Source organism: Bacillus sp. 2D03, from assembly GCF_003946765.1.
Taxonomy (GTDB): domain Bacteria; phylum Bacillota; class Bacilli; order Bacillales; family Bacillaceae_G; genus Bacillus_A; species Bacillus_A cereus.
In genome coordinates this window covers 391541-415035 of record NZ_RPSJ01000003.1, presented here as the reverse complement: position 1 = coordinate 415035, position 23495 = coordinate 391541, and the positions used below count along the sequence as shown (strand labels likewise).

Below are 23495 nucleotides of genomic sequence, written 5' to 3'. Positions count from 1 at the left end.
TTCCGAAAATTCTAGTAGTTTGACTAGCATAATGAAAAGTATTATATTGTAAAAGGTCATATGAAACGTGAAATAGAATGGAATGCAATTATTGAGTTAGGAGTTAGACCAATGAGTTTGAAATATGGAAGAGATACAATTGTAGAAATTGACTTAAACGCTGTAAAACATAATGTAAAAGAATTTAAAAAACATGTAAATGATGAAGAAATTAAGATGATGGCTGCTGTAAAAGCGAATGGGTATGGCCATGGGGCAGTTGAAGTTGCCAAAGCTGCAATTGAAGCGGGAATACATCAACTTGCAGTTGCATTTGTAGATGAAGCAATAGAATTAAGAGAAGCAGGAATTACTGTACCAATTTTAATTTTAGGATACACACCAGTAGCGGCTGTAGAAGATGTAATTCAATATGACGTTATGATGACTGTTTATAGAGTAGAAGATTTACATGGTATAAATGAAATTGCAAACCGTCTTCAAAAGAAAGTACAAATTCAAGTGAAAATTGATACAGGAATGAGTCGTATCGGTTTACAAGAAGAAGAAGTTAAACCATTTTTAGAAGAATTAAACCGTATGGAGTATGTAGAGGTAGTAGGGATATTTACGCATTACTCTACGGCAGATGAAATCGATAAATCATATACGAATATGCAAACAAGTTTATTTGAAAAGGCTGTTAATACAGCGAAAGAATTAGGAATTCAAATACCATATATTCATAGTTCAAATAGTGCGGGATCAATGGAATTAAGTAACACATTTCAAAATATGGTACGCGTTGGAATAGGAGTGTACGGTATGTATCCATCAAAAGAAGTGGATCATTCAGTCGTTTCTTTACAGCCTGCGTTGTCGTTAAAATCAAAAGTAGCTCATATTAAACATGCGAAGAAGAATCGTGGTGTAAGTTATGGGAATACGTATGTAACAACTGGTGAAGAATGGATTGCGACTGTACCAATTGGTTATGCTGATGGTTATAATCGTCAATTATCTAATAAAGGCTATGCGTTAATTAACGGGGTTCGAGTACCTGTTATTGGCCGTGTTTGTATGGATCAGTTAATGTTGGATGTTTCAAAAGCGATGCCAGTACAAGTAGGAGACGAAGTAGTATTCTACGGTAAACAAGGTGAAGAAAATATCGCAGTAGAAGAAATAGCGGATATGTTAGGTACAATAAACTATGAAGTTACATGTATGCTAGATAGAAGAATTCCGCGTGTCTATAAAGAAAATGACGAAACAACTGCAATTGTAAATATATTAAGAAAAAACTGAATCATTTCGATTCAGTTTTTTTATTTTTTTATTCATATCAAATGCGAATATACCCTCGTTATGTAATACGGAGTAAACTTTGCGAAACACACTTTTTAGTTCAACTAAATTAAACTATCACCGGCAGAGATGACCAGTCCCGCAACAAAGATCTAATATACGAGAGTAGGGAAGAGCATCTTGTAAAACGAGGCTGGATAGGAGTATTCAACAAAATGTCCCCAATGTTTATTATAGATGTCTGCTAAAATATCATAATTAGAATAAATTGTTTTTTTAACATATGTATTCACCTAAAAATTAATTAAATTATAATAGTCATGCCTCGTGTTAATTTCAAAACCACATTGTGTATATAGTTTTAAAGCGTGGATATTTTTCGTTTCGACGTCTAACTCAATTGTTGAAACTCCTTCTGTAATAAGAGTATGTACTATATTACAAAGAATATCTTTTCCGTATCCTTTACCTTGATAAGAAGGATGAACGGCGAATCCTGATAGTGTAGTAGATTGCTCTTGTTTAGAAACTGTAATTGTTCCTATCACTTTTCCAGCAATAAGGGCACTGTAAACTTGATGGGAAGATGAATTCATCATTTTTTGTAACCATGTAGCCGTATTTTCTACTGAATCACCAAAAGCTTTACCAGAAATTTCAATAAGATCAAGAAGTGATTCTGAAGGTGCAAGAGTAAGCTGTATATTATTATCTGTTGTTTTTTGAATTTCGTTTGTTTTGAACTCCATACTATATTCACTATATAAATATGGTAACTTCATATGTTTTACAAATTCATTCCCAGAAATAGAATCCCCATTAATAATAAGAAGAGCTTCATCTGTCTCTCTATTTTGTATTTCTTTCATTGCAGTTTGTAAAAGGATAGTTCCGAAACGTTGTTTTCTAAAATGAGGATGTACAAAGCCTATTAGTTCAAGCTTTGTTGGTCTTTCGAAATCATACATATTTAAAGCGCCAATTAATTGAGTACCGTTATAAAGAAGAAAATCGTTTATATAATCTTCATTTCGATTTTTTAAAAAGTTGATATGTAAATCTGAAGAGTAATCAAGATTGTCTTGTTGCCCACAAATATAAGCCAAATCCTTCATTTGCTGTATTTCACTTTCTGTTACAGAACGCTTTTTCTGAATATCCATTGTATACTCCCTCTCATTTGTATTTAAAAATAGGATGGGTGACTTAACCATTTCTTTAATTCCACATTACCTTGCACAGATAACAGTCGGTATAAATAACGATAAGGCTGTCTATATTCTTCTAATTGAGGAATAGACATAATTGTTTCGTAACCACTTTTAAAGGCATGTGCTTATTTTTCTGGAAATTCTATAAATTCATTATATAACAGATGATGAGTTATGAGGATAAAGATAAAAAGATTGAAAGCATACTTACATTTATAGTGAAAACTCATTAAAAATATTATATTTCTCTATTTTTGTATGAATTGTCTAAAAATAATGGTGGTAATACTTTAATGTAAGACTCGTATCTTTAAATCTATGAAGAGTAAAAGTAAAATTAAGCATTCATTTATAAGATTGTAAATCACAATAATGTAGACTATAGAAAATATTTCTCAATAATAAAATGAAGAGAAAAGCATGAAGAAGTAGAATGCATTCATTTATAATAGACTTAAATTAATTAATATAATTAATTGTTAATTTTATTATATTAATTGGATAGGAGAGAATGTTATGGCAAATGTACTCGTAATAAATTTTCCTGGGGAAGGTCATATTAATCCAACTTTAGCTGTTGTAAGTGAGTTAATTCAGCGGGGGGAAACAGTTGTTTCTTATTGTATTGAAGATTATAGAAAGAAGGTTGAAGCAACAGGTGCGGAATTCCGAGTGTTTGAGAATTTTCTCTCTCAAATTAATATTATGGAACGAGTAAATGAAGGTGGGAGCCCTTTGACGATGCTATCTCATATGATTGAAGCATCAGAGCGTATTGTTACTCAAATTGTAGAAGAAACAAAAGAGGAAAAATACGATTATTTAATATATGATAATCATTTTCCAGTAGGACGTATTATAGCGAATATTTTACAATTACCAAGCGTTTCATCCTGTACAACGTTTGCTGTTAATCAGTACATTAATTTTCATGATGAGCAAGAATCGAGACAAGTAGATGAAATGGATCCATTATATCAATCTTGTTTAACGGGAATGCAAAGATGGAATAAGCAGTATGGAATGAAATGTAATAGTATGTATGATATTATGAACCATCCTGGTGATATTACGATTGTATATACTTCAAAAGAATATCAGCCGCGTTCAGAGGTATTTGATGAATCGTATAAATTTGTAGGTCCATCAATTGCTACTCGAAAAGAAGTGGGGAGTTTTCCTACCGAAGATTTAAAAAATGAAAAAGTGATTTTCATTTCTATGGGAACAGTTTTTAATGAACAACCTGCTTTGTATGAAAAATGTTTTGAAGCGTTTAAAGATGTTGATGCGACAGTCGTATTAGTCGTTGGTAAGAAGATAAATATAAGTCAATTTGAAAATATCCCGAAAAACTTTAAGTTGTATAATTATGTCCCGCAATTAGAAGTTTTACAGCATGCTGATGTATTCGTGACACATGGTGGTATGAATAGTTCGAGTGAAGCGTTATATTACGGTGTTCCATTAGTTGTAATTCCGGTAACAGGAGATCAGCCATTCGTTGCAAAACGATTGACTGAAGTAGGGGCAGGAATAAGACTTAATCGCAACGAGTTAACTTCTGAATTATTACGTGAGACTGTAAAGAAAGTAATGGATGATGTGACGTTTAAGGAGAATAGTCGTAAAGTGGGAGAGTCGCTTAGAAATGCCGGTGGATATCAAAGGGCAGTTGAGGAAATATTCAAATTAAAAATGAAGCCGTACGTAAAGATTAAATAGATGTTAAAAACACACTTACTTTTAATTTGTAAGTGTGTTTTTAGTATTACGCGTTACATGTGTTACATAAAAATAGTGATAAAGGAGAAACTTTTGTGTATATAAATCGATACCTTTGAATTAGTAGTAAAATTACGTTAAAATAATACTAAGAAAATATATAAGTTTTGGGGGTAATGAATGAAGAAAGTATTTGAATACGTATTATTAACAATTGGCTCAATTATAGTAGCAGGTTCATTAGAGCTTATTTTAGCACCTAATGGATTAGTAGATGGCGGGGTAACGGCTATTGCTATTATGGCAAATAAAGTTGCAGGATTGCCGCTTTATGGTGTGTTCTTAGGAATTAATATCCCAATTTTATTATTTACTGCAAAAGTAATGGGAAAGAAATTTTTTATCCGTACATCTTATGCGAATGTAGTTACAACACTCGGATTAATTTATTTAAAACCATTTCCAGCAATTACGACTTCTGAGTTATTAATTGTACTTTATGGTGGAGTACTGTTTGGAATTGGTGTTGGGATTGTTGTTAAAATGGGTGGAGCAATTGACGGTTCGGAAATGTTAGCAGTTTGGATGAATAAACACTTTAATGTACCGATTAGTACATTTTTACTTGCAGTAAATGCAGTTATTTTCATCTTTGTTGCCATTTTATTTTCAATCGAACAAGCGATGTTCTCATTAGCAATTTTCTATATTGTTACGAAGATGATTGATTTTATATTAGATGGTATTAATCAAGGTAAGAGCGTTATGATTATTTCTGGTAAGAATAAAGAAATAGGCGATTTACTTATGAAAGAATTGCAACTATCTGTTACGTATCTACATGGAGAAGGTGGTTTTTTAGGGGAGCATAAGAGAATCATTTATTGCATTACAAACCGATTCATTTATCCGAAAATGAAAGATCTCGTTCTCTCTGTAGATCCAGCCGCTATAATCGAAGCTTCCTATTCAACAGAAACGACTGGTGTGAAACGTCCGGGAAGGAAAGCTAGGTCAGGTGAATAACTAGAAGAAGGCTGTCCAAAAAGTTATTTTGGACAGCCTTCTTTTTTATTTTGTTGAATTGTTAACATGTTACAAGTTAAATCCACTGTTAAAAAGTTTCCTTGCAACTAGGAAACCAAGCGTCTTTTAATAATGTAGCCAACGTTTCAATTTTATTTTCTGGAATACTACCAAAGCCGAGTAATACGTATGATTCCTTACGTAAATCATTCACGAAATCATATGGAGAAAGTGGGTATAATTTAACGCTTTGTTTTTTAGCGGATTCAATCAGTTCATTTTCATTCATACTGTTATGGACACATAAAACAATATGAAGTCCGGACTGTTCGCCAAGAATTTGAACATTAGCCCCCATTTCTTTCATAATGGATTTTACTAACGCATGATGTTTTCTTTTATATAGTGTACGACTCCGATTAAGGTGACGTTCCCAATTCCCGCTTTGTATAAAGTTAGCAAAAGCAAGTTGTTGTATTGTAGCGACTGTTTGTTTGAAAATTCCATGCAGTTCTTGATATGTTTTTAAAAGGTGTGGTGGTAAAACAACATATCCCATTCGTAAAGAAGGTAAAAAAGATTTTGAGAAAGTTCCCATATAAATAACGCGTTCATTTGAATCAAGACTTTGTAAAGAAGGAGTCGGCTTACCAGCGTAGCGAAACTCTCCGTCATAGTCATCTTCAATAATGTATCCGCTGCAATCATTAGCCCACTTTAACAATTCTAATCTTCTAGATAAAGGCATAATAATCCCGAGCGGAAATTGGTGTGATGGTGTAACGTATGCGACATTGGAATTTGTATTGTATAAACTAGAAATATCAATCCCTTTTTCATCCAATGGTATGGGATGAATTTGTCTATCACAGCTTTTAATGATTGCGTGTATACGGTGAAATCCAGGGTTTTCAATGCCGTATTCTTTTGTAGGGCCAAGCAGTTGAAGTAGTAGCCAGAGAAGTGGCTGCGTTCCGGCGCCAATCACAATTTGATCAGGTGAAGAATGGACACCGCGAGAATGATATAAATATGTTGATATATGCTCTCGAAGAGCGAATTCACCTTGAGGGTCTTCTTTGGCAAATAGTGCATTTTCGTATGTAAGTATGGATTCTTGTAATGCTCGTTTCCAATTTGTAATCGGAAATGTATTTTGATCAATAAGTCCTTGGCTACAATCATATTCAAATTTTTCGTCTATCAAATTGCTCGTCTTCTTTGCTGCATTTCGCTTTTTATTTGGGATAACGTCAATATCGAAATTTGCTACAAAAATACCACGTTTCGGTTTACTTTCTACATAACCTTCAGCTAATAATTGTTGATAAGCTGATTCAACAGTAATGCGGCTAATATTAAGTTGTGATGCTAAATTTCTGTGTGAGGGTAGACGTGTGCCGACAGAAATAGTCCCTTGTATAATTTCAGCTTTAATATATTCGTAAATTTGCAAGTAAATAGGTGTGTTACTTTGTAATTGCAATGGGATAGTAAAATCCATATAAAACTCTCCTTTAAAACTGGCCTTATAAAAAACACTTAAACTGTCACTTAAGTGAAGGGCAGTTACTTTCTATAATAATGATATAACATTTAGAAAATTAAATAAATAGTTAGAGGAGAGTTAAAAATGAATGTTAAAGAAGTAGTAACAGAAGAGCAATTACATGAAGTATTACCTGTTTTACAGCAATTACGAATGAAACTTTCAAAAGAGGAAACAAGCTCTTTATTTCGAAATATGAAAGAAGAAAATTATAAACTATTTTCGCTGCGTAATGAGAATGATGAAGTTGTTAGCCTTGCAGGTGTAGCGATTTGTACGAACTTTTATAATAAGAAACACGTTTTCGTATATGACCTTGTAACAGCAGAAGCACATCGTTCAAAAGGACATGGGAAAGTATTACTTTCGTATATAGAGAACTGGGGAAAGGAAAACGAATGTGAGTCTATCGTCCTCACGTCAGCATTTTCAAGAATTGATGCTCATCGTTTTTATGAAAGAGAAGGGTATGATAAGGTGAGTTATTCTTTTTATAAAGAACTATAAAAAATAAGAAGAAGCTGTCCTGCAAAAGTTGGGAACAGCTTCTTCTTATTTTTTAAGTTATTATTGAACCGTAAATAGGTTGTAAGTTATGGTATATGTATTTGAAAAGGTTATATAGTGTATTTTGTCGAATTGTTTTAATTTAATAAAGAGAATGATTGGAGCGCTTATACTTGAAAAAAATAAAGAAACTATCAATCCCTAATGATGCTAGAGTTATTGTCATATCTGATATTCATGGAGAATTAAATCTTTTAAAAGAAGCACTACATAAAGTTAACTTTAAAGATGAAGATTATTTAATTATTAATGGAGATCTTTGCGAGAAAGGACGAGATAGCGTAGGCGTAGTAAACTACGTTATGAATCTTGTAAAGAACAATTCAAAGGTTCACGTTGTTGAAGGGAATTGTGAAGTTTTAGTTGATGCTCTTCTAAATGAAAATCCTGGTCTTATTAATTATTTATGTACGAGGAAGCATTCAATTTTTAATGAATGGCTAGAGCAATTGGGTTTTTCAGTTCATGAGGGCACTTCAATTCGTGAAGTGAAAGAAGCATTGTTAAGTGAATTTTCACAAGAACTATATTGGCTAACAGAGTTGCCAACAGCGATTGAAACAGAAGATTATATTTTTGTGCATGCCGGTCTAGAAGATAGAGTAGATTGGAAAGAAACTGAGCGCAAAAATGCGATAGCAATGCCGGAGTTTTTCAATCAATCACATAAAGCAAATAAGTATGTAATAGTCGGTCATTGGCCTGTCGTGAACTATTCTGAAGAAGCACCGTCTAATAATCCAGTTATTGATAAGGAGAAAAAAATTATTGCAATTGATGGAGGAAATGCAATTAAAGAAGCAGGGCAGTTAAACGTATTTATTATTCAGAGGAAACAAACGGACGATACGTTTTCTTATACATATGTAGACTATTTTCCAGAGTACGAAGTAATAGCGGATTTTAATGCGAATTCAGAAATGCAGGGCGGAGTGACATATCCGTATTATTACATAGAGCCTATCGAGAAGGTGCAAGATTACACCGTATGTAAACAAAAGGAAACGAATAATGTGCTCACTGTAAAAAATGAATATATGAAACAACTTAAGTCAGGTGAATATACAGTGAAAACTGATATTTCTTGTGCGCAAATAAGCGTTAGGAAGGGAGATATCGTTTCTCTCATTGATGATAGCTGTTCAGGATATGATTTAATTAAAAAAGATGGCGTAGAGGGTTGGATAGAGAAAGGGATTTTAGTTGAGATAGAAAAAGTGAAAAATAAAACATTAAGCTGAAATAGGAGGGATATAACCTCCTATTTTTTTAAAGGAGTAGATTGCTTGCTGTCTTTAATAAGTAAATAAATCGTACTCGGCAGAATGATAAGCGTCATTCCTAAAAGAATTGCTAGTATAGCATAACCTCTATAGGGAGCAGAAACGATAAAAGGAAGTATCGCTAAAAAAATACCTGCTATCATCATTGAAATACTACTAATATTTGAAGCTCTTTTTTCAAGGTACTTATCATTCCATTCTAATGAAACGGTTGATTTAGTCGTATCAATTTTGGAACTGAAATAACCTATTAATATAAATAAAAGCCCTAATGCTAAAAATATGAAATGATCAAGAGGAAGTGAAAAGCCAAGAGCGATGAGGGCGATGACAATATCGACAAAAAATAAGAATAGTAACATTGTGTTGCCGATCCAATGGAGAAATTTCTGGTTACTCGCTGCTTTAGATAAAGCTAAAAATACAAAGAATAAGAAGGAACATATAATTATATTTACGATTACAAAAGTGCTTTTATCCATTGTTGATGTAGGCGTTCCATTAAAGTCCCATTTCGTAACAATATTTGATGGTAAGAAGAAATATAGAATAATATTTGTCGTAACAATAGTGAGAAATAAAGCAATACTAAATCGATTCTTCACTGAATCACCAGCTTTCTAAATCAATAATTGGTATCTAATAACAAAATTATACAATATAATAAATGATATTAGTTTTGATTTTTCTGAAAAAATATTATAATTATATATGAAATAAAGAGGAATGCAGGAGGGAATTATGCAAAACGTTGTATTAAAGGGGAAGAAAGTTACAATTCGTACAATAGAAGAATCGGATATAAAAACATTATGGAATATCATATTTAAAGAAGAAAGCCCAGAATGGAAGAAATGGGATGCGCCATATTTCCCGTTCTCAATGCAAGAATACTCTTCCTATAAAGAGAAGATGCAAACTCGTTTGCAAGAAGAACCACTGTCAAATTTAATTATAGAAAATAACGGTCAAATTATAGGGACGGTCGGATTTTATTGGGAGCATAAACCGACGCGTTGGTTGGAGATGGGAATTGTTATTTATAATCCAACTTACTGGAATGGTGGCTACGGTACAGAAGCGTTAACGTTATATCGAGATTTATTATTTGAAAAGATGGAAATTGGTAGAGTAGGGCTCACGACTTGGTCTGGTAATGAACGAATGATGAAAGTAGCGGAGAAAATAGGAATGAGCTTAGAAGGTAGAATGCGAAAGTGTCGTTATTATAACGGAACATACTATGATTCTATTCGAATGGGCATGATTCGTGAAGAATGGGAAGCGCTATGTGTAACGAAGGGGTGAGAAAGATTGTACGCTATTATTGCTACATTTGATCGTGTGTTTACTAATAAAATTACAGAATTGCAAAATGAATTAACAAATGTAATTGGAACAAATCAATTAGCTGGAGTAGAACCTCATATAACGATTGCGGATTATAATGAGTTAGATGTTCATTTGTATACTGAGAAACTAGGGGAGTTTGTAGCTATTCAAGAAAATATGGATGCAGTAACTTTTCCTTCTGTTGGAATTTTTCCTACTAATGGAACGGTCTTTCTAGCGCCGACCGTTACCGATGAATTGTTAAAACTTCATTATTCTTATCATGATTATTTTAAAACTTTTCATGACAACCCAAATTCATATTACGTACCGGGAAAATGGGTTCCGCATTGTACAATTGCAAATAGATTACATACAAAGCAGTTTTTAAGTGTAATGGAATATATTTATGGAAAGTTTGATTTTGCAACAGCTTCAATTGAGAAATTAAAATTAATTAAGGTGAATTATGAAAATGGTTTTGCCGTTTCTTCTAGTATATTAGCAGAATATAATTTAAAGAGAATGGAGACATCGAGATGACATATATAATTAGAGAAATGAAGCAAGAAGACATTCATGCTGTACAATCAGTAGCAAAAATAGCTTGGCATGATACATATGAAGGCATTATTCCGAGAGAAATTCAAGATAGTTTTTTAGACGAGGCATATTCTGATGAAAAAATGAAATATCGTCTTAAAAATACACATTTATTCGTTGCGGAAGAAGAGGGTGAAGTAATAGGGTTTGCGAACTTTTCACCTGTTAGACTACAAAACGAAGCGGAATTAGGTGCGATTTATTTGTTGCCAGATCAGCAAGGAAAAGGGATCGGAAGTGCTTTATTACAAAAAGGAATTAAAGCATTAAATGGGATACGGAAATTGTACATACATGTAGAAGCAGCAAATGAAAAAGGAAAACGCTTTTATGAAGCGAAAGGTTTTGCTGAATTAGAGCAATTTGAAGAAGACTTTGAAGGACATATGATGCAGACAGTAAGGATGGTTTTATACGTATAAGGAGGACTAGTAATGAAAATTTTTGATTTTAGTGAAAAAGTAGGAAAGCACCTATCAGTATTTCAATCTAATTTCATCATGTCGAAAATATTAAACCATCGAGGGAATATACATATCGGTGTTATGCATTTACACGAGAATGGAATCATCGGTAATCATGAAGCAGTTGTATCTCAACTGCTTCTTATTGTGAAAGGAGCAGGATATGTATGTGGGGTAAATAAAGAAAAGATAAATATAGAGGCGGGACAAGCTGTGTTTTGGGAAAAGGGAGAGCTCCATGAAACAAGTACAGAACACGGATTAACAGCAATTGTTATGGAAGCGGAGAATCTTGAACAAGCGATAGTAATGCCTATTATTCAAGGGGAGTTGTAAAAATGATAATTAAGGCGAATCAAGAAGATACCAATGAAATATTAAAATGTGCGGCTCAATCGCTTTTTGAAGGGACGAGAGGCAATTGTCAATTAAGTACCGAGAAAGCGATTGAAATTACAAAGCCGATTGTAGAAAAAGGAGCATACTATTTAATCGTTAAAGAAAAAAATAAAGTAATGGGATGGATATTAATTGGGGAAAATACAGACTATTTTTCTCGTGAAAAACTTGGATTTATATATGAATTGTACGTTTTCCCAGAATATCGCGGGAGAGGATTATCGCGAGAACTGATGGAAGCTGGTATTAAGGAATTAAAGGAGAAGTATTTAGAAATTCGGTTGAATGTATTTGCTGGGAATTTTGCAAAAGAGATGTACGAAGAGTTTGGGTTTGTTGAAAGGCAGGTAATTATGACTTTGAAGTGAGTAGAATAGTCTGAATGAGAGAAGAGAAAATAATGATTTAGTGGCTACTTTATCGCTGGAATTTAAAGCGAATAAGTATAAAATAGATGGTTTGCCTTTATTTTATAGTAGATTTATAGAGTGTGCTTAAAAAACAAATAAATTAGTATTATATAATATATCGTTATTATAGTAAAAGAGAAATTTTGGAAAAATATCATTTTTTTGTTTAGAAATTTTTAAATTATTGATATAATCAATTTGTAGAATTGATTATTGGTTAATTTTACTATTTTTTAATTTTAAGGGGGATTTAATAATGGCAGGACAAATTCGTATGTCACCAGAGGAGCTTAAATCGAAAGCGACTCGATATGGCCAAGGTGCAAATCAAATTGAGGACATTTTACGTCAACTACAAAACTTACAAAATGAATTAAGAGGAGAATGGGAAGGTCGTGCTTTCGAAGGTTTTGACCAACAGTTCAATCAATTAAAGCCAAAAGTACAAAACTTCGCACAGCTATTACAAGAAATTAATATGCAGCTTAATAAAACTGCAGAAGCTGTTGCTAGACATGACGAAGATCTTTCTCGTAATTTCGGTCTACAATAAGACAGATAAAAAGAAATATATAATTTAGCCATGCAACCATACGTTGTATGGCTAAATTACTTTAAAACTAGAGTAAGATACGAAGTCTTTCATCAGATAGACTCGCAGTCGCAGGAGTGATAAGTAGTGAAAAAGTTCAAATGGAGCATCTTGTTGTTTATTATTTTAGCTCTTGTACTATCGACAGGGGTCTCCTATTTAGCATTAAATCAAAATGTTAAGAAAGCTAATGAGAATACTACACCAAAAATGACAGTTGCGTTGGTAAATGAAGATCAGGGCACTGTATTTGAGGGCAATAAAATAGCATTTGGAGATCAATTTGTTAAAAATGTAAATAAAAATACGAAACAAGAATGGTACGTAGTTAGTCGCGGGGTAGCAGAAAATGGATTGAAAAATAATAATTACAATATGATGATTGTTATTCCAAATGATTTTTCTAGGAAAGCAGTTGCGATTGATTCAGAGATTCCGGAGAAATTAACGTTAAACTACAAAGTAAATGCAACTGGGAATAAGGATTTGAAAGCTGAGGCAGAAAATACAGCTTCTGTTATTTTAGAAGATTTCAATAAGCAAATAATCGACGTTTATTTTGCGAGTATTATCGGTAAGCTACAAGGTGCACAAGATAATATAGGTAAAATAATTGAAAAAGGAAACGTTCAAACAACTATGTATAAAAAAGATATACATAGTCCGTTAGCAAATTACACAAATCAATTTAAAACAGTACAAGATTATACAGGTGTTTCTGTTAATAGTTTCAAAGGATTTCAGGATGTTTTAAAAGGTTTCGGTCAAGCGTTAGATGAAGGGAATAAATCTAACAGTACGTACTTAGATGGTTTTAATAACTTTCAAAAAATGCAAACTGATAACAATTTGTTAGCGAATAATTTCACAAATCAATTCAATCAATATATGAATGATATGAATACAGGCGATGCTTTAAAGCAATTAAGTGCATTGGAATCCGCTAATAAAAGTATTTCAAATCAATTTACGTTTTCAGAGAAAGAACCAAATATTTTAACTGATGCTGCAGCGATTCAAAAATATTTAGCAGATGTAAAAAAACAAGTATCTGAATATGATACAGAACTTGCAGGAAAGTTAGAAAGTGATATTCAAGAGACGGTAATTAAGAAGTTAAAGCAATCTATGTCGAATGATGGAAAGCAAGAAATCTTCATAAATACATTAATGAAACAACCAGATGCTCGAATAAAGAAACAAATCGAGAATTTAATTGCGAAATTACCTAGTTTAAACATGGAAGAAATCGGTCAAAGCGATTTACCAGATGCGACGAAATTACAACTGCAAAATGTAATTCAATTTACAAAAAAATATAATAAAGAAAATAATTTTTATTATGATCCTGTAAATAAAATATCTTTAGGAAACGCTATTAAAGAAGTAAAGGATAGACTTTATACAGAGGGAATTACATTTAGTGATACTGCGAAAGTAATTAAAATGGAATCTCCGCAAATTTTGAAGATAAAGATTCCAGAAGAATTTAAACTAGATGGAAGTACAGAAGCTTTATATATTGATGATGTGGATCGTACAAGTGATTTTCTTCAAAGCGAAGCAGGAGAAATTACAATAGCTCCTCGTAATGAAGGGGATATAAAGATTGATCTGCATGTGAAGTTAAAAGATCCAAACATCAATATAGATGTTTTCTCTCCTGTAATGTGGCAGTGGGAATTGAGTGGGACTCATACAAAAGAAACTAGTCCTGAAAAAGAAAAACCTAACAAAGAAGATAAAGGAACACAAACGGAAAATAGCAAGGTGGAAAATGTGGTTCATAAATCACAGTATGGCATAATGCCGTTAGTACACAGTGCTAAAAACCCTATTATTAAAAAAATGGAAAACACAACAGGGAAAGATAACGGAACTGGAGGAAACCCAGGAGGCGGAACGGGGAAAGATAACGGAACCGGAGGAAACCCAGGAGGCGGAACGGGAACAGACAACGGAACCGGAGGAAACCCAGGAGGCGGAACGGGGAAAGATAACGGAACCGGAGGAAACCCAGAAGGCGGAACGGGAACAGACAACGGAACCGGAGGAAACCCAGGAGGCGGAACGGGAACAGACAACGGAACCGGAGGAAACCCAGGAGGCGGAACGGGAACAGACAACGGAACCGGAGGAAATCCAGGAGGCGGAACGGGAACAGACAACGGAACCGGAGGAAACCCAGGAGGCGGAACGGGAACAGACAACGGGACCGGAGGAAATCCAGGAGGCGAAACGGGAACAGATAACGGTAAAGTTACTGAAAGTACAACGAATCAAGTAGTACATCAAAAAGCAGAAGTATTAACAAAAAATATATCTAGTGTATTAATAAAAGAAGCAGTAGATACAGTCGAAAGTTATCAAGGTTTAATGAGCCTTTACGAAATGTATTATGGGATTGATTTAAGAACGAAAGATGTAGGTCCTAAGTTAGAAGAGGGAAGTTTAGATGCAATTGCGACGGATCAATCTTTGTACTACGTATTAAATAAACAAAGTTTAATTGATTTAATTTCAAATCTTGTTTCATCAAGTATTACTACAGAAATAAAGCAAGATATGTCAGGTTTAAAACAAAAAATAAACTCTTATCAACAATCTATTACTAGTGCGGATCAAAATTCTATGCTACTAGCGGAGAAATTAAATGGAACGACGCAACAAGCAACTAGTATGAATGAAAATTTAGGAGAGTATGTAAAAGGTTTAGCGAAATGGCGTGAGAATAGCTTAAAGCTAGTTGAAGAGCAGCAAGTATTAACAACAAATCATGCTGGTGAGCAAACAGCTATTTTATCGTTAGATTCTGGTATTAAATCATTAATGATGCAAAGTCAGTCATTGGTCGAAAGTTCGAAGCATAGCTTAGCAACTTCAGACGATGTATATAAAACATTTGATCAAATTAATGGACAAGCAAAAGAAATTCAAGACAGCGGAACGACAATTGTTTCAAAAGCTGATCTATTATTAAATGACTTTACGAAGAAAATGGAAGATGATAAATCATTCTCCAAAAACTTTACGAAAATTTTAGCGAATAGCCGTATTGGAGATCGTCAAAATGAGATGCTATATGACTTTTTAGCTAGTCCAGTTCAAAAGCAAAATGATGGAGTAATTGTAGCAGGAAATGCTTTTACACCATACTTAATTGTATTAACTTGTTTCATTGTTGCATTATTTACAGCATACGCAATTGCGAATCAAGAAAAGAAACGAATGCAATCAGATCATTTTGAAGAGAAATTCTCATTAATTGATATGAATGTACCAACTACAGTAGTAGCTTTCGGTATATCAATTGTGGAAGGGATTAGTATAGGTATCATTTCTGGGCGTCTTTTAAAGTTCGGTCAGGATCAAAGTTTACTATGGATTGCGTTCATCACATTTATTATGATGGCGTTTGTATTAGTCTCAACCTACTTATTACGACAAATAAAAATGGTAGGAATGTTTATACTATTAGTATTTTTAAGCATGTACCTATTTTTAACTGAGGCAGTTGGAAGTAAAGTAGATCAAATGTCGTCTGTCGGAAAGATACGTCAATTCTCACCGCTTCAGTATATAGAAAGTTTTCTAAATGATTTTATTAGTGGTAAAGATACTGGGAAAGTTATTTTTGTCGTATTGTTTGTAATTGCCATTATTGGATTGGTTAGTAATCTATTTGTATGGCATAAGAAATGGGAGGAAAAAGAAGTAAATGATCAAACAATGGAGCATAGTGGCTAAGTTATCATTTCTCTCTATCCTTTTACTGTTTGTCGCGCTACCGATAAGGAGCGCGGCTGACAGTTATCTTGGTGATGATGGGAAGATTAAGTTTAAAGTGGATCGACTTGAAGAAAGCGACCAAGAAAAAAATAAAAAGGAACATAAGGAAACAGAATTAGATAAAGCATCGATTGAGTTATTTAACAAAGATATAGAAGAAGAAATTGAGAAAAAGAAAAAGAAAGAACAAAAAGATATGGAAGCTTTGCGAGATTCTCTTTTTACAAAACCAAAAGAGAATAATAGTGTTAAAGATACGAAAAATAGTTTGTTTAGCAGTGAATACATTGTCAGAAAAAGTGCAGATGAAGTAGCGAGTAATGAAACAATGAATGAAGAGCCAATTAGTATAACAATAATATTATTATTTGGCGGCGGCATTCTACTTATTTGCATCGGTATTTATACGGTTCTTCGTAAAAGTTGGAGGTAAAGCGATGGCAATACAAACACATATCAATGTGACAGTAGATTTTAGTAAATGGAATGGAAATACATATGATTTGCGTATTCCGAATCATCAATCTATTAAATATTTATTAAAAAACTTATTAGATACGCTAAAGATTGATAATCATGAAGGTTCACATTTTGTAATTAAAGTGAAAAATAAGTCAATTGTTTTAACAGATAATGATCGTTTAATTGATCACCAAATAACAGATGGAGATATTTTGCAAGTTTTATAAAGAATATTTTTTACTTTTAGTTATTTGAAAATAAGTTATTACGGGTTATAAAGAAAAGGAGAAGAGGATAAACATGACGGAAAAAATAATTCAAATTGATGCAATGAACTATCAATTTCAAATAGAAAAAGAAAATTGGAAATTGGAGATGACCAAATCTCAAACACGTATAAAAGACTTCCGTCAATTCGATATAATTACGGGCGAATCATCTGAATTTGTACCATTAACAATAGAAGAAACGGATGATATGTTTACGTTTCTATATCAAGTAGATAAAAAATTATATAAGTGGGACGATCTTAGCCGTTTTGGAAGAAATGAGAAATTAAGACTACTTCGGAATGTTGCGCAGTTTCGTAAATATTTAAATAAACGAATCACGTTCTTTTTACATCCAGACAATATAGTTTTTAATGCTAATTTAATACCAAGTATTATACATAGAGGAATTCGAGATATTGTTCCGCCAACCCCGTTATTAGAAGAGCAATTTTTAACACAATATAAGTGTCTAATTATTGCTTTATTCTCCCAAAAACATAACTTTGATGATTTGTATGCTGGGTTACTAAAAGATGCAAAAGAAACAACATTTGAACAGACCGTTGCTCAAATGGAAAGCTTAGATGCATTACTGCAGTTTCTTGATGACAGCTTTGAGAAGGAACAAACAAAAACAGAAAAAAATATGCAGTTAGTACCTAAAAAAAGCTACAAATCATTTAAATACTTAGCTTTTTCCTTCATAGCGGCGACAGTTATTTTAGCTGCTCCTTTAATATATTTCACTTTTATAAAATTTCCTTATCAAAATAAATTGTTAGAAGCAAATGCAAGTTTCATAGCAACTGATTATGACAAAGTCATTACGCAATTGAATGAAGAGGAGTTTGAATCATTACCGATTGCATCTAAGTATGAGTTAGCATTCGCATACATTACAGCTGAAAAACTAGGTGAAGCTCAAAAGAAATCGATTATGAAAAATATTAGTTTGAAAAGTGATGAAAAGTATTTGCTGTATTGGATGTATAACGGAAAAGGTAATTTTGATAAATCATTAGATTTAGCTAAGACACTTGATGATCCTCAGCTTATTATGTACGGCCTTGTTAAACAAATTGAATCACTGAAAAATAATCCAGATTTATCAGGGGAAGAACGTGATCAAAAGTTAAAAACATATGAGCAACAATTAGATGAATATAAAAAGAAATATGGCAATTCATCAAACGATAAAAATTTGTCGGACACAGAGAAAAAAGAGTAAGCACTTGATGAGACAGTTGAAAAGGAGCAGTGAACACGGATGGAGCAACTATTAGTATTGACTTATGGAGACAAAATATATAAGTGCACATTACATCCAAATGAGCAATCAATAGTGTCGATTGGAAAAGAGTGGACAAATGATATTACGAATCCAAGTTTAGAACAAGAGGTAGAGTTAAAGTGGAATAATGAAGCAAATGCTTGGATGGTACAGGATCAATTAATAGAATTCAATAAGGAAATTGAGATTGGGAAAACAAGAGATGTGAGCTTGAAAATCTTTATATCTATTGTTGGCACAACTAAAGTGTTTGATATTGGAACGAAACATTCTCTTACAGTGAGTCAAAACGATTACGATGATATTTCTATTACCGGGACTAGTGTCGATTTAATGCTATCTCGCGAAACGTTGTACGATTCTTTTAAAGTGAACGTGTATGGCGGGGATGTATTTCATAATTATACGAAGTTAAAAGATAGCGTTATGTTGGAATCAGGAGACGTATTATATTTTGATGGTATTTTATTGGAGATTGGTAGTGAAGACATTCAAGTACTTTCTTCAGAAAATAAAGTGAAATCTGCGTTACCTATTTTAGTAGAATCAGAAACAAATTATCAAAGTGGTTATCCAGACTATCATCGTTCACCACGTATTATTTACCGTGAACCAGAAGAGAAAATGACAATTGCAAAGCCTTCAAGTATGCCATCAAAACCAACGGAGCATTTAGCAAGAATCATTGCACCTTCACTTGTCATGATTGTGGTAACTGTATTACTTGCTATTTTCATGAAATATGGAATGTTTATTATCGCATCGATTGCGATGACATTAGTAACAATCATTGTTTCTGTCACATCGTATATTAAAAATTTGAAGCAATATAAAGTCGACATTGTTGAACGAGATAAAAGCTATAGAGAGTATATAAAACAAAAAACGAAAGATTTACATGCAGAAAGTGAAAAACAGCGTCACGCATTACATTATCACAATCCAAATGTAGAAGTAATACGTAATATGGCAGTTCAAGTAAATCCTAGAATTTATGAAAAAACAATGTTACATCATGATTTCTTAACATTTAGCGTTGGAACAGGACAAGCTAATACGAGTTTTGAAATTCAATTTAATGAAGAAGAGTTTAGTCAAACGAAAGATGAATTAATCGATATAGCACGTGAACTAAGACAGCGTTATCTATCATTGGAAGATGTACCAGTTGTAACAGATTTAATGAATGGACCAGTCGGTTATATTGGCCAACGCTCTTTAGTGTTAGAGCAATTACAATTATTAGTTGCACAAACGGCTTTATTCCATAGTTATTATGACTTGCAGTTTATTACTATTTTTCCGGAAGAAGAAAAAGAAAAATGGGATTGGATGCGCTGGTTACCTCATGGAAGTGTTCGCGATATAAATGTACGTGGATTTGTATACCATGATCGTAGCCGTGATCAAGTGTTAAATAGTTTGTATCAAATATTGAAAGAACGAAAATTAAAACTAGATGAAAAAAGTTCTACTAATGAAAAAATGTACTTTGCACCGCACTATGTCGTTCTCATTACAGATGAAAAACTAATATTAGACCATGTTGTTATGGAATTCTTTAATGATGATCCGAGTCAATTAGGTGTATCACTTGTATTTGTACAAGATGTTATGCAAAGTTTACCGGAGCATGTGAAAACGGTAATAGATATAAGAGATGCAAAACAAGGGAACATCATCTTAGAGCAAGGAGAGCTTGTTAACCGTCAATTTAAACTAAATCACGTACCGAAAGGGTTCAATTTAGAAGATATTTCACGGGCATTAGCACCATTAAATCATTTGCAAAACTTAAAAAATAGTATTCCAGAAAGCGTAACATTTTTAGAAATGTACGGCGTTGAAAAAGTAAAAGAACTGAATATCACAAGTCGTTGGGAGAAAAATGCAGCGCATAAATCTTTAGCTGTACCACTTGGATTACGTGGTAAAGAAGATATCGTAAACTTAAACTTACACGAAAAAGCACACGGACCACACGGATTAATAGCAGGTACAACAGGTTCAGGTAAATCGGAAATTATACAATCGTATATTTTATCTCTAGCAGTCAATTTTCACCCGTACGAAGTAGCCTTTTTACTAATTGACTATAAAGGCGGCGGAATGGCGAATTTATTCAAAAACTTACCGCATTTATTAGGAACAATTACGAACTTAGATGGAGCACAAAGTATGAGAGCGCTCGCATCAATTAAAGCTGAATTACAAAAAAGACAACGATTATTTGGCGAAAATGATGTAAACCATATTAATCAGTATCAAAAACTGTATAAAGAAGGCTTAGTAAGTGAACCGATGCCACATCTATTTTTAATTAGTGATGAATTCGCGGAACTGAAGTCAGAACAACCAGAATTTATGAAAGAGTTAGTTTCAACAGCGCGTATCGGTCGTTCACTCGGAATTCATTTAATATTAGCTACGCAAAAACCAAGTGGTGTTGTAGATGATCAAATTTGGAGTAACTCGAAATTCAAACTAGCACTAAAAGTTCAAAATACGTCAGATAGTAATGAAATCTTAAAAACGCCAGATGCCGCTGAAATTACATTACCAGGACGTGCTTACTTACAAGTTGGGAATAATGAAATTTATGAACTATTCCAATCAGCTTGGAGCGGAGCAGACTATGTAGAAAACAAAGAGGATAAAGAACATTTAGACGCAACAATCTATGCAATAAATGATCTAGGACAATATGAAATATTAAGTGAAGATTTAAGTGGACTTGGTAGCAGTAAAGAAGTAATAAGCGTACCATCTGAACTGGATGCTGTTATTGACTACATTCACGATTACGCAGAAATAAATGAAATTGAAGCATTAGCAAGACCGTGGTTACCACCACTTCCAGAAAGCGTATATTTACAAGACTTACATGCTATTCAGTTCAAAGAAGCATGGACGAAAGAAAAGAAACCATTACAAGCAACAATTGGCCTACTAGATCAGCCTGAATTACAATCACAAACACCATTAACACTAGATATTAGTAAAGACGGACACGTAGCGGTCTTCTCAAGTCCAGGCTACGGAAAATCAACATTCTTACAATCAGTCATTATGGATGTAGCTCGTCAGCATAGTCCGGAGCATTTGCATGTGTATTTATTAGACTTCGGAACAAATGGCTTAATGCCATTAAAATCTTTACCGCATGTGGCAGACATCATTACATTAGACCAAGTTGAAAAATGCGAGAAATTTCTTCGTCGCATAGAAGACCTATTAAAAGATAGAAAGCAATTGCTAAGTAAATATGGTGTTGCGAGTCTTGAAATGTATGAGAGAGCTAGTAAAGAAGTATTACCAACAATATTAATTACGTTAGATAACTATGATGCTGTTAGAGAAGCTGGATTTGTCGAAGACTTTGAACGCATTATTGCACAAATTGTACGTGAAGGGGCAGCAGTAGGAATTCATTTAATGCTTACGGCTACACGTCAAAATGCATTGAGAGTACAAGTAAATACAAATATTAAACTACAAATTGCTCTATATATGATAGATGAGGCAGAATCTAGAGCTATTGTAGGAAGAACAGACTTAAAAATTGAAGAATTAGCAGGCCGTGGTTTAGTTAAAATTGACGAACCAACAATCTTCCAAACAGCTTTACCGACAAATGGAGAAGATGTCCTTACTCGAATTGAAAATATACAAGCTGAAGGAAAAGAGATGGATTCCTTCTGGGATGGAAAAAGACCGAAAGCAATTCCTATGGTACCTGAAGTTCTGGAATACAAGGAATTCATTGCATGGCCAGAAACAAGAAAAATTATTGAAGCAGGCAAACTAACATTTGGTGTAGAGACAGAAAACGTTACGCCTCTCGAATTAGATTTAACGGAAGCGTCTAATATTGTTGTAGGGGGAATTAAGAAAGATGAAGTTGAAAATGTAGTTCATCAATTCCTTCAACAGTTAGCAGACAGTGGACACTTTGACCTAGGTTTAATTGATACAAGAACACGAAATTTCTCAAACTATAGAGAGAGCGCTGCTTTATATGTAGCTGAAAAAACAGGAATTGAGAAAACGATTAAACAAGTTACAAACGCTTATAAATCGAGAGAAGCGGCGTTTAAAGAGGAGCAGGAAGCATCAAGTGAAACAGTGAACCCGGCAGAATTTATTAAGAAATTTAAGCCGATTGTAATCGTAATTGCAGATGTAAATGATATTTTAAGTAATTTAGAAGATAGCGATATATATAGTTTAGCGGAATTAATAACAAATGGTGCATTTATGGGCATCCACTTCGTAATTGGCTGTGATGTTGATTCAATTGACAGTCGATACGACTTAGTTTCAAAAACAATAAAAACGCAATCTCATGTTATTTTACTTAGAAAATCATCAGGCCAAATGGTCTTCGATGTATCTAATAAAGATTTAAGTAGTACAAAATTAAATCCATTTGAAGGGTATTTTGTTGAAAATCGTTTTGCCACTAGAATTAAAGTGCCAACTATTTAAGGGGGGATTTGCATGGGGATAGAGGAATTAAATAGTCAAAAATCTGGTTTATTAAGTAGTATAAGTCATCAACAAGGGCAATTGGCTGAATTACAAATGAAACTACGAAGGCTAATAACTGCTAAGGGGAAATTTGTAAATAATCTTGAAGCAATTAAACAAAATCAAGAGCAATTTAAGTCTTTAGAAATAAACGAGAGTAGTTGGAAAGGGCAAAGAGCAACTACTTTTAAAGAAACGTATGAACAACAAGTCATTTCGAATTTGGGGAAGTTTATCGGAGAACTAGGGAGAGTGCAAGAAGACATCGATCAAGCTATACGGCGGCTTGAAAGAGAAATCGCTACATGTGAGTCTAGTATTCTTTCTCTAAGTAGAAGTGTTTCAATGGTTGACGCTAGTATTCAAGTAGAAGTACAGAAGGCGGGGAAATGATAAATGGGGGAAATTAAATTAAATAAAGGGGTATTTGATGCGAAAGTAAGTGATTTGAAAAGTGGTGCTAGTGATTTAGGTAAGACTAAATTTAATGGTATGCAGTTACATCGTACGAATTTAAGTAAACTGAAAAAATATTGTGAAGCGATTGAAAAGTTATCGAAAAAAGTGCAGCAATATGAACAAATACTACAAAAGGATATTAGTAGCATTCAGCAAACAGGACAAGAAATGGTTCAGCAAGATGAAAAGCTGGGAAAAGATTTGAAAGACAGTTCAGCTCACCGTGCTATGTAAAGGGATAGGA

Annotated in this window: 21 protein-coding genes and 2 pseudogenes; 18 read left to right on the top strand and 5 right to left on the bottom strand. The window is 33.4% G+C overall.

The window, feature by feature from the left end:
• Positions 1-111: 111 nt before the first annotated feature.
• Complete coding sequence (gene alr, locus EBQ15_RS10345; protein ID WP_001987589.1) at positions 112-1287, top strand: alanine racemase; 1176 nt, start codon at positions 112-114, stop codon at positions 1285-1287.
• 30 nt (positions 1288-1317) lie between these two features.
• Here the strand turns inward: alr and EBQ15_RS31575 are convergent.
• From EBQ15_RS31575 to EBQ15_RS10330, 3 genes and pseudogenes are all read right to left on the bottom strand, one after another.
• Positions 1318-1580, bottom strand: a pseudogene (locus tag EBQ15_RS31575) (class I SAM-dependent methyltransferase); the annotation flags it as partial.
• Positions 1581-2450 (bottom strand): GNAT family N-acetyltransferase, encoded by an 870-nt coding sequence (locus EBQ15_RS10335; RefSeq protein WP_000354424.1) that lies wholly within the window; start codon positions 2448-2450, stop codon positions 1581-1583. It lies immediately after the preceding pseudogene.
• Between the two features lie 23 nt (positions 2451-2473).
• Positions 2474-2623: pseudogene (locus EBQ15_RS10330) on the bottom strand (nitrate reductase); the annotation flags it as partial.
• Positions 2624-3014: 391 nt separating this feature from the next.
• Between EBQ15_RS10330 and EBQ15_RS10325 the strand changes: the two are divergent.
• Both EBQ15_RS10325 and EBQ15_RS10320 read left to right on the top strand, forming a co-directional pair.
• A complete protein-coding gene (locus EBQ15_RS10325) occupies positions 3015-4223 on the top strand; it encodes a macrolide family glycosyltransferase (RefSeq protein WP_000024497.1) in 1209 nt (402 codons plus the stop codon).
• Between the two features lie 180 nt (positions 4224-4403).
• Positions 4404-5249: a YitT family protein gene (locus EBQ15_RS10320; protein ID WP_000755125.1), complete on the top strand. Its 846-nt coding sequence runs from the start codon at positions 4404-4406 to the stop codon at positions 5247-5249.
• Between the two features lie 88 nt (positions 5250-5337).
• Here EBQ15_RS10320 and pdxR read toward each other — a convergent pair whose 3' ends face one another.
• Entirely contained in the window at positions 5338-6753 is a 1416-nt protein-coding gene (gene pdxR / locus EBQ15_RS10315) for a MocR-like pyridoxine biosynthesis transcription factor PdxR (RefSeq protein ID WP_000348042.1), read from the bottom strand.
• Positions 6754-6882: 129 nt separating this feature from the next.
• On the opposite strand from pdxR, the gene EBQ15_RS10310 reads away from it, so the two are divergent.
• The gene (locus tag EBQ15_RS10310) at positions 6883-7305 is read left to right on the top strand and encodes a GNAT family N-acetyltransferase (protein ID WP_001101111.1); all 423 of its coding nucleotides are present in this window, start codon (positions 6883-6885) and stop codon (positions 7303-7305) included.
• A 173-nt stretch (positions 7306-7478) separates the two neighbouring features.
• On the top strand, positions 7479-8606 hold the full coding sequence (locus tag EBQ15_RS10305; RefSeq protein ID WP_000721383.1) for a metallophosphoesterase: 1128 nt from the start codon (positions 7479-7481) through the stop codon (positions 8604-8606).
• 20 nt (positions 8607-8626) lie between these two features.
• On the opposite strand, the gene EBQ15_RS10300 is transcribed toward EBQ15_RS10305, so the two are convergent.
• Positions 8627-9253, bottom strand: a complete 627-nt coding sequence (locus EBQ15_RS10300; protein ID WP_001999660.1) for a DUF1648 domain-containing protein — start codon at positions 9251-9253, stop codon at positions 8627-8629.
• 136 nt (positions 9254-9389) lie between these two features.
• Here EBQ15_RS10300 and EBQ15_RS10295 point away from each other — a divergent pair, with 136 nt between their 5' ends.
• From EBQ15_RS10295 to EBQ15_RS10235, 13 genes are all read left to right on the top strand, one after another.
• Positions 9390-9956, top strand: a complete 567-nt coding sequence (locus EBQ15_RS10295; protein ID WP_001181857.1) for a GNAT family N-acetyltransferase — start codon at positions 9390-9392, stop codon at positions 9954-9956.
• A gap of 6 nt (positions 9957-9962) precedes the next feature.
• Positions 9963-10523, top strand: a complete 561-nt coding sequence (locus EBQ15_RS10290; protein ID WP_000270887.1) for a 2'-5' RNA ligase family protein — start codon at positions 9963-9965, stop codon at positions 10521-10523.
• The gene (locus EBQ15_RS10285; protein ID WP_000221048.1) at positions 10520-11005 is read left to right on the top strand and encodes a GNAT family N-acetyltransferase; all 486 of its coding nucleotides are present in this window, start codon (positions 10520-10522) and stop codon (positions 11003-11005) included. Before EBQ15_RS10290 ends, EBQ15_RS10285 begins: the two co-directional genes overlap by 4 nt.
• Before the next feature lie 12 nt (positions 11006-11017).
• The gene (locus tag EBQ15_RS10280) at positions 11018-11383 is read left to right on the top strand and encodes a hypothetical protein (protein ID WP_000688080.1); all 366 of its coding nucleotides are present in this window, start codon (positions 11018-11020) and stop codon (positions 11381-11383) included.
• Positions 11384-11385: 2 nt separating this feature from the next.
• Positions 11386-11814 (top strand): GNAT family N-acetyltransferase, encoded by a 429-nt coding sequence (locus EBQ15_RS10275; protein ID WP_000584232.1) that lies wholly within the window; start codon positions 11386-11388, stop codon positions 11812-11814.
• A gap of 298 nt (positions 11815-12112) precedes the next feature.
• Complete coding sequence (locus EBQ15_RS10270; protein ID WP_000918601.1) at positions 12113-12409, top strand: WXG100 family type VII secretion target; 297 nt, start codon at positions 12113-12115, stop codon at positions 12407-12409.
• Positions 12410-12535: 126 nt separating this feature from the next.
• Positions 12536-16195 carry a type VII secretion protein EsaA gene (esaA, locus tag EBQ15_RS10265; RefSeq protein WP_033693061.1) on the top strand — a complete coding sequence of 1220 codons (3660 nt, stop codon included), beginning with the start codon at positions 12536-12538 and terminating at the stop codon, positions 16193-16195.
• Complete coding sequence (essA, locus tag EBQ15_RS10260) at positions 16167-16670, top strand: type VII secretion protein EssA (RefSeq protein ID WP_000595655.1); 504 nt, start codon at positions 16167-16169, stop codon at positions 16668-16670. The genes esaA and essA overlap by 29 nt, the downstream gene beginning before the upstream one ends.
• A 4-nt stretch (positions 16671-16674) precedes the next feature.
• Entirely contained in the window at positions 16675-16926 is a 252-nt protein-coding gene (locus EBQ15_RS10255) for an EsaB/YukD family protein (protein ID WP_001007571.1), read from the top strand.
• Between the two features lie 73 nt (positions 16927-16999).
• Positions 17000-18199 carry a type VII secretion protein EssB gene (essB, locus tag EBQ15_RS10250; protein WP_000136611.1) on the top strand — a complete coding sequence of 400 codons (1200 nt, stop codon included), beginning with the start codon at positions 17000-17002 and terminating at the stop codon, positions 18197-18199.
• 39 nt (positions 18200-18238) lie between these two features.
• Positions 18239-22750 carry a type VII secretion protein EssC gene (essC, locus tag EBQ15_RS10245; protein WP_000436728.1) on the top strand — a complete coding sequence of 1504 codons (4512 nt, stop codon included), beginning with the start codon at positions 18239-18241 and terminating at the stop codon, positions 22748-22750.
• Between the two features lie 12 nt (positions 22751-22762).
• The gene (locus EBQ15_RS10240; protein WP_000510565.1) at positions 22763-23185 is read left to right on the top strand and encodes a YwqH-like family protein; all 423 of its coding nucleotides are present in this window, start codon (positions 22763-22765) and stop codon (positions 23183-23185) included.
• A gap of 3 nt (positions 23186-23188) precedes the next feature.
• Positions 23189-23485 (top strand): TIGR04197 family type VII secretion effector, encoded by a 297-nt coding sequence (locus EBQ15_RS10235; RefSeq protein ID WP_000503887.1) that lies wholly within the window; start codon positions 23189-23191, stop codon positions 23483-23485.
• Positions 23486-23495 lie beyond the last annotated feature (10 nt).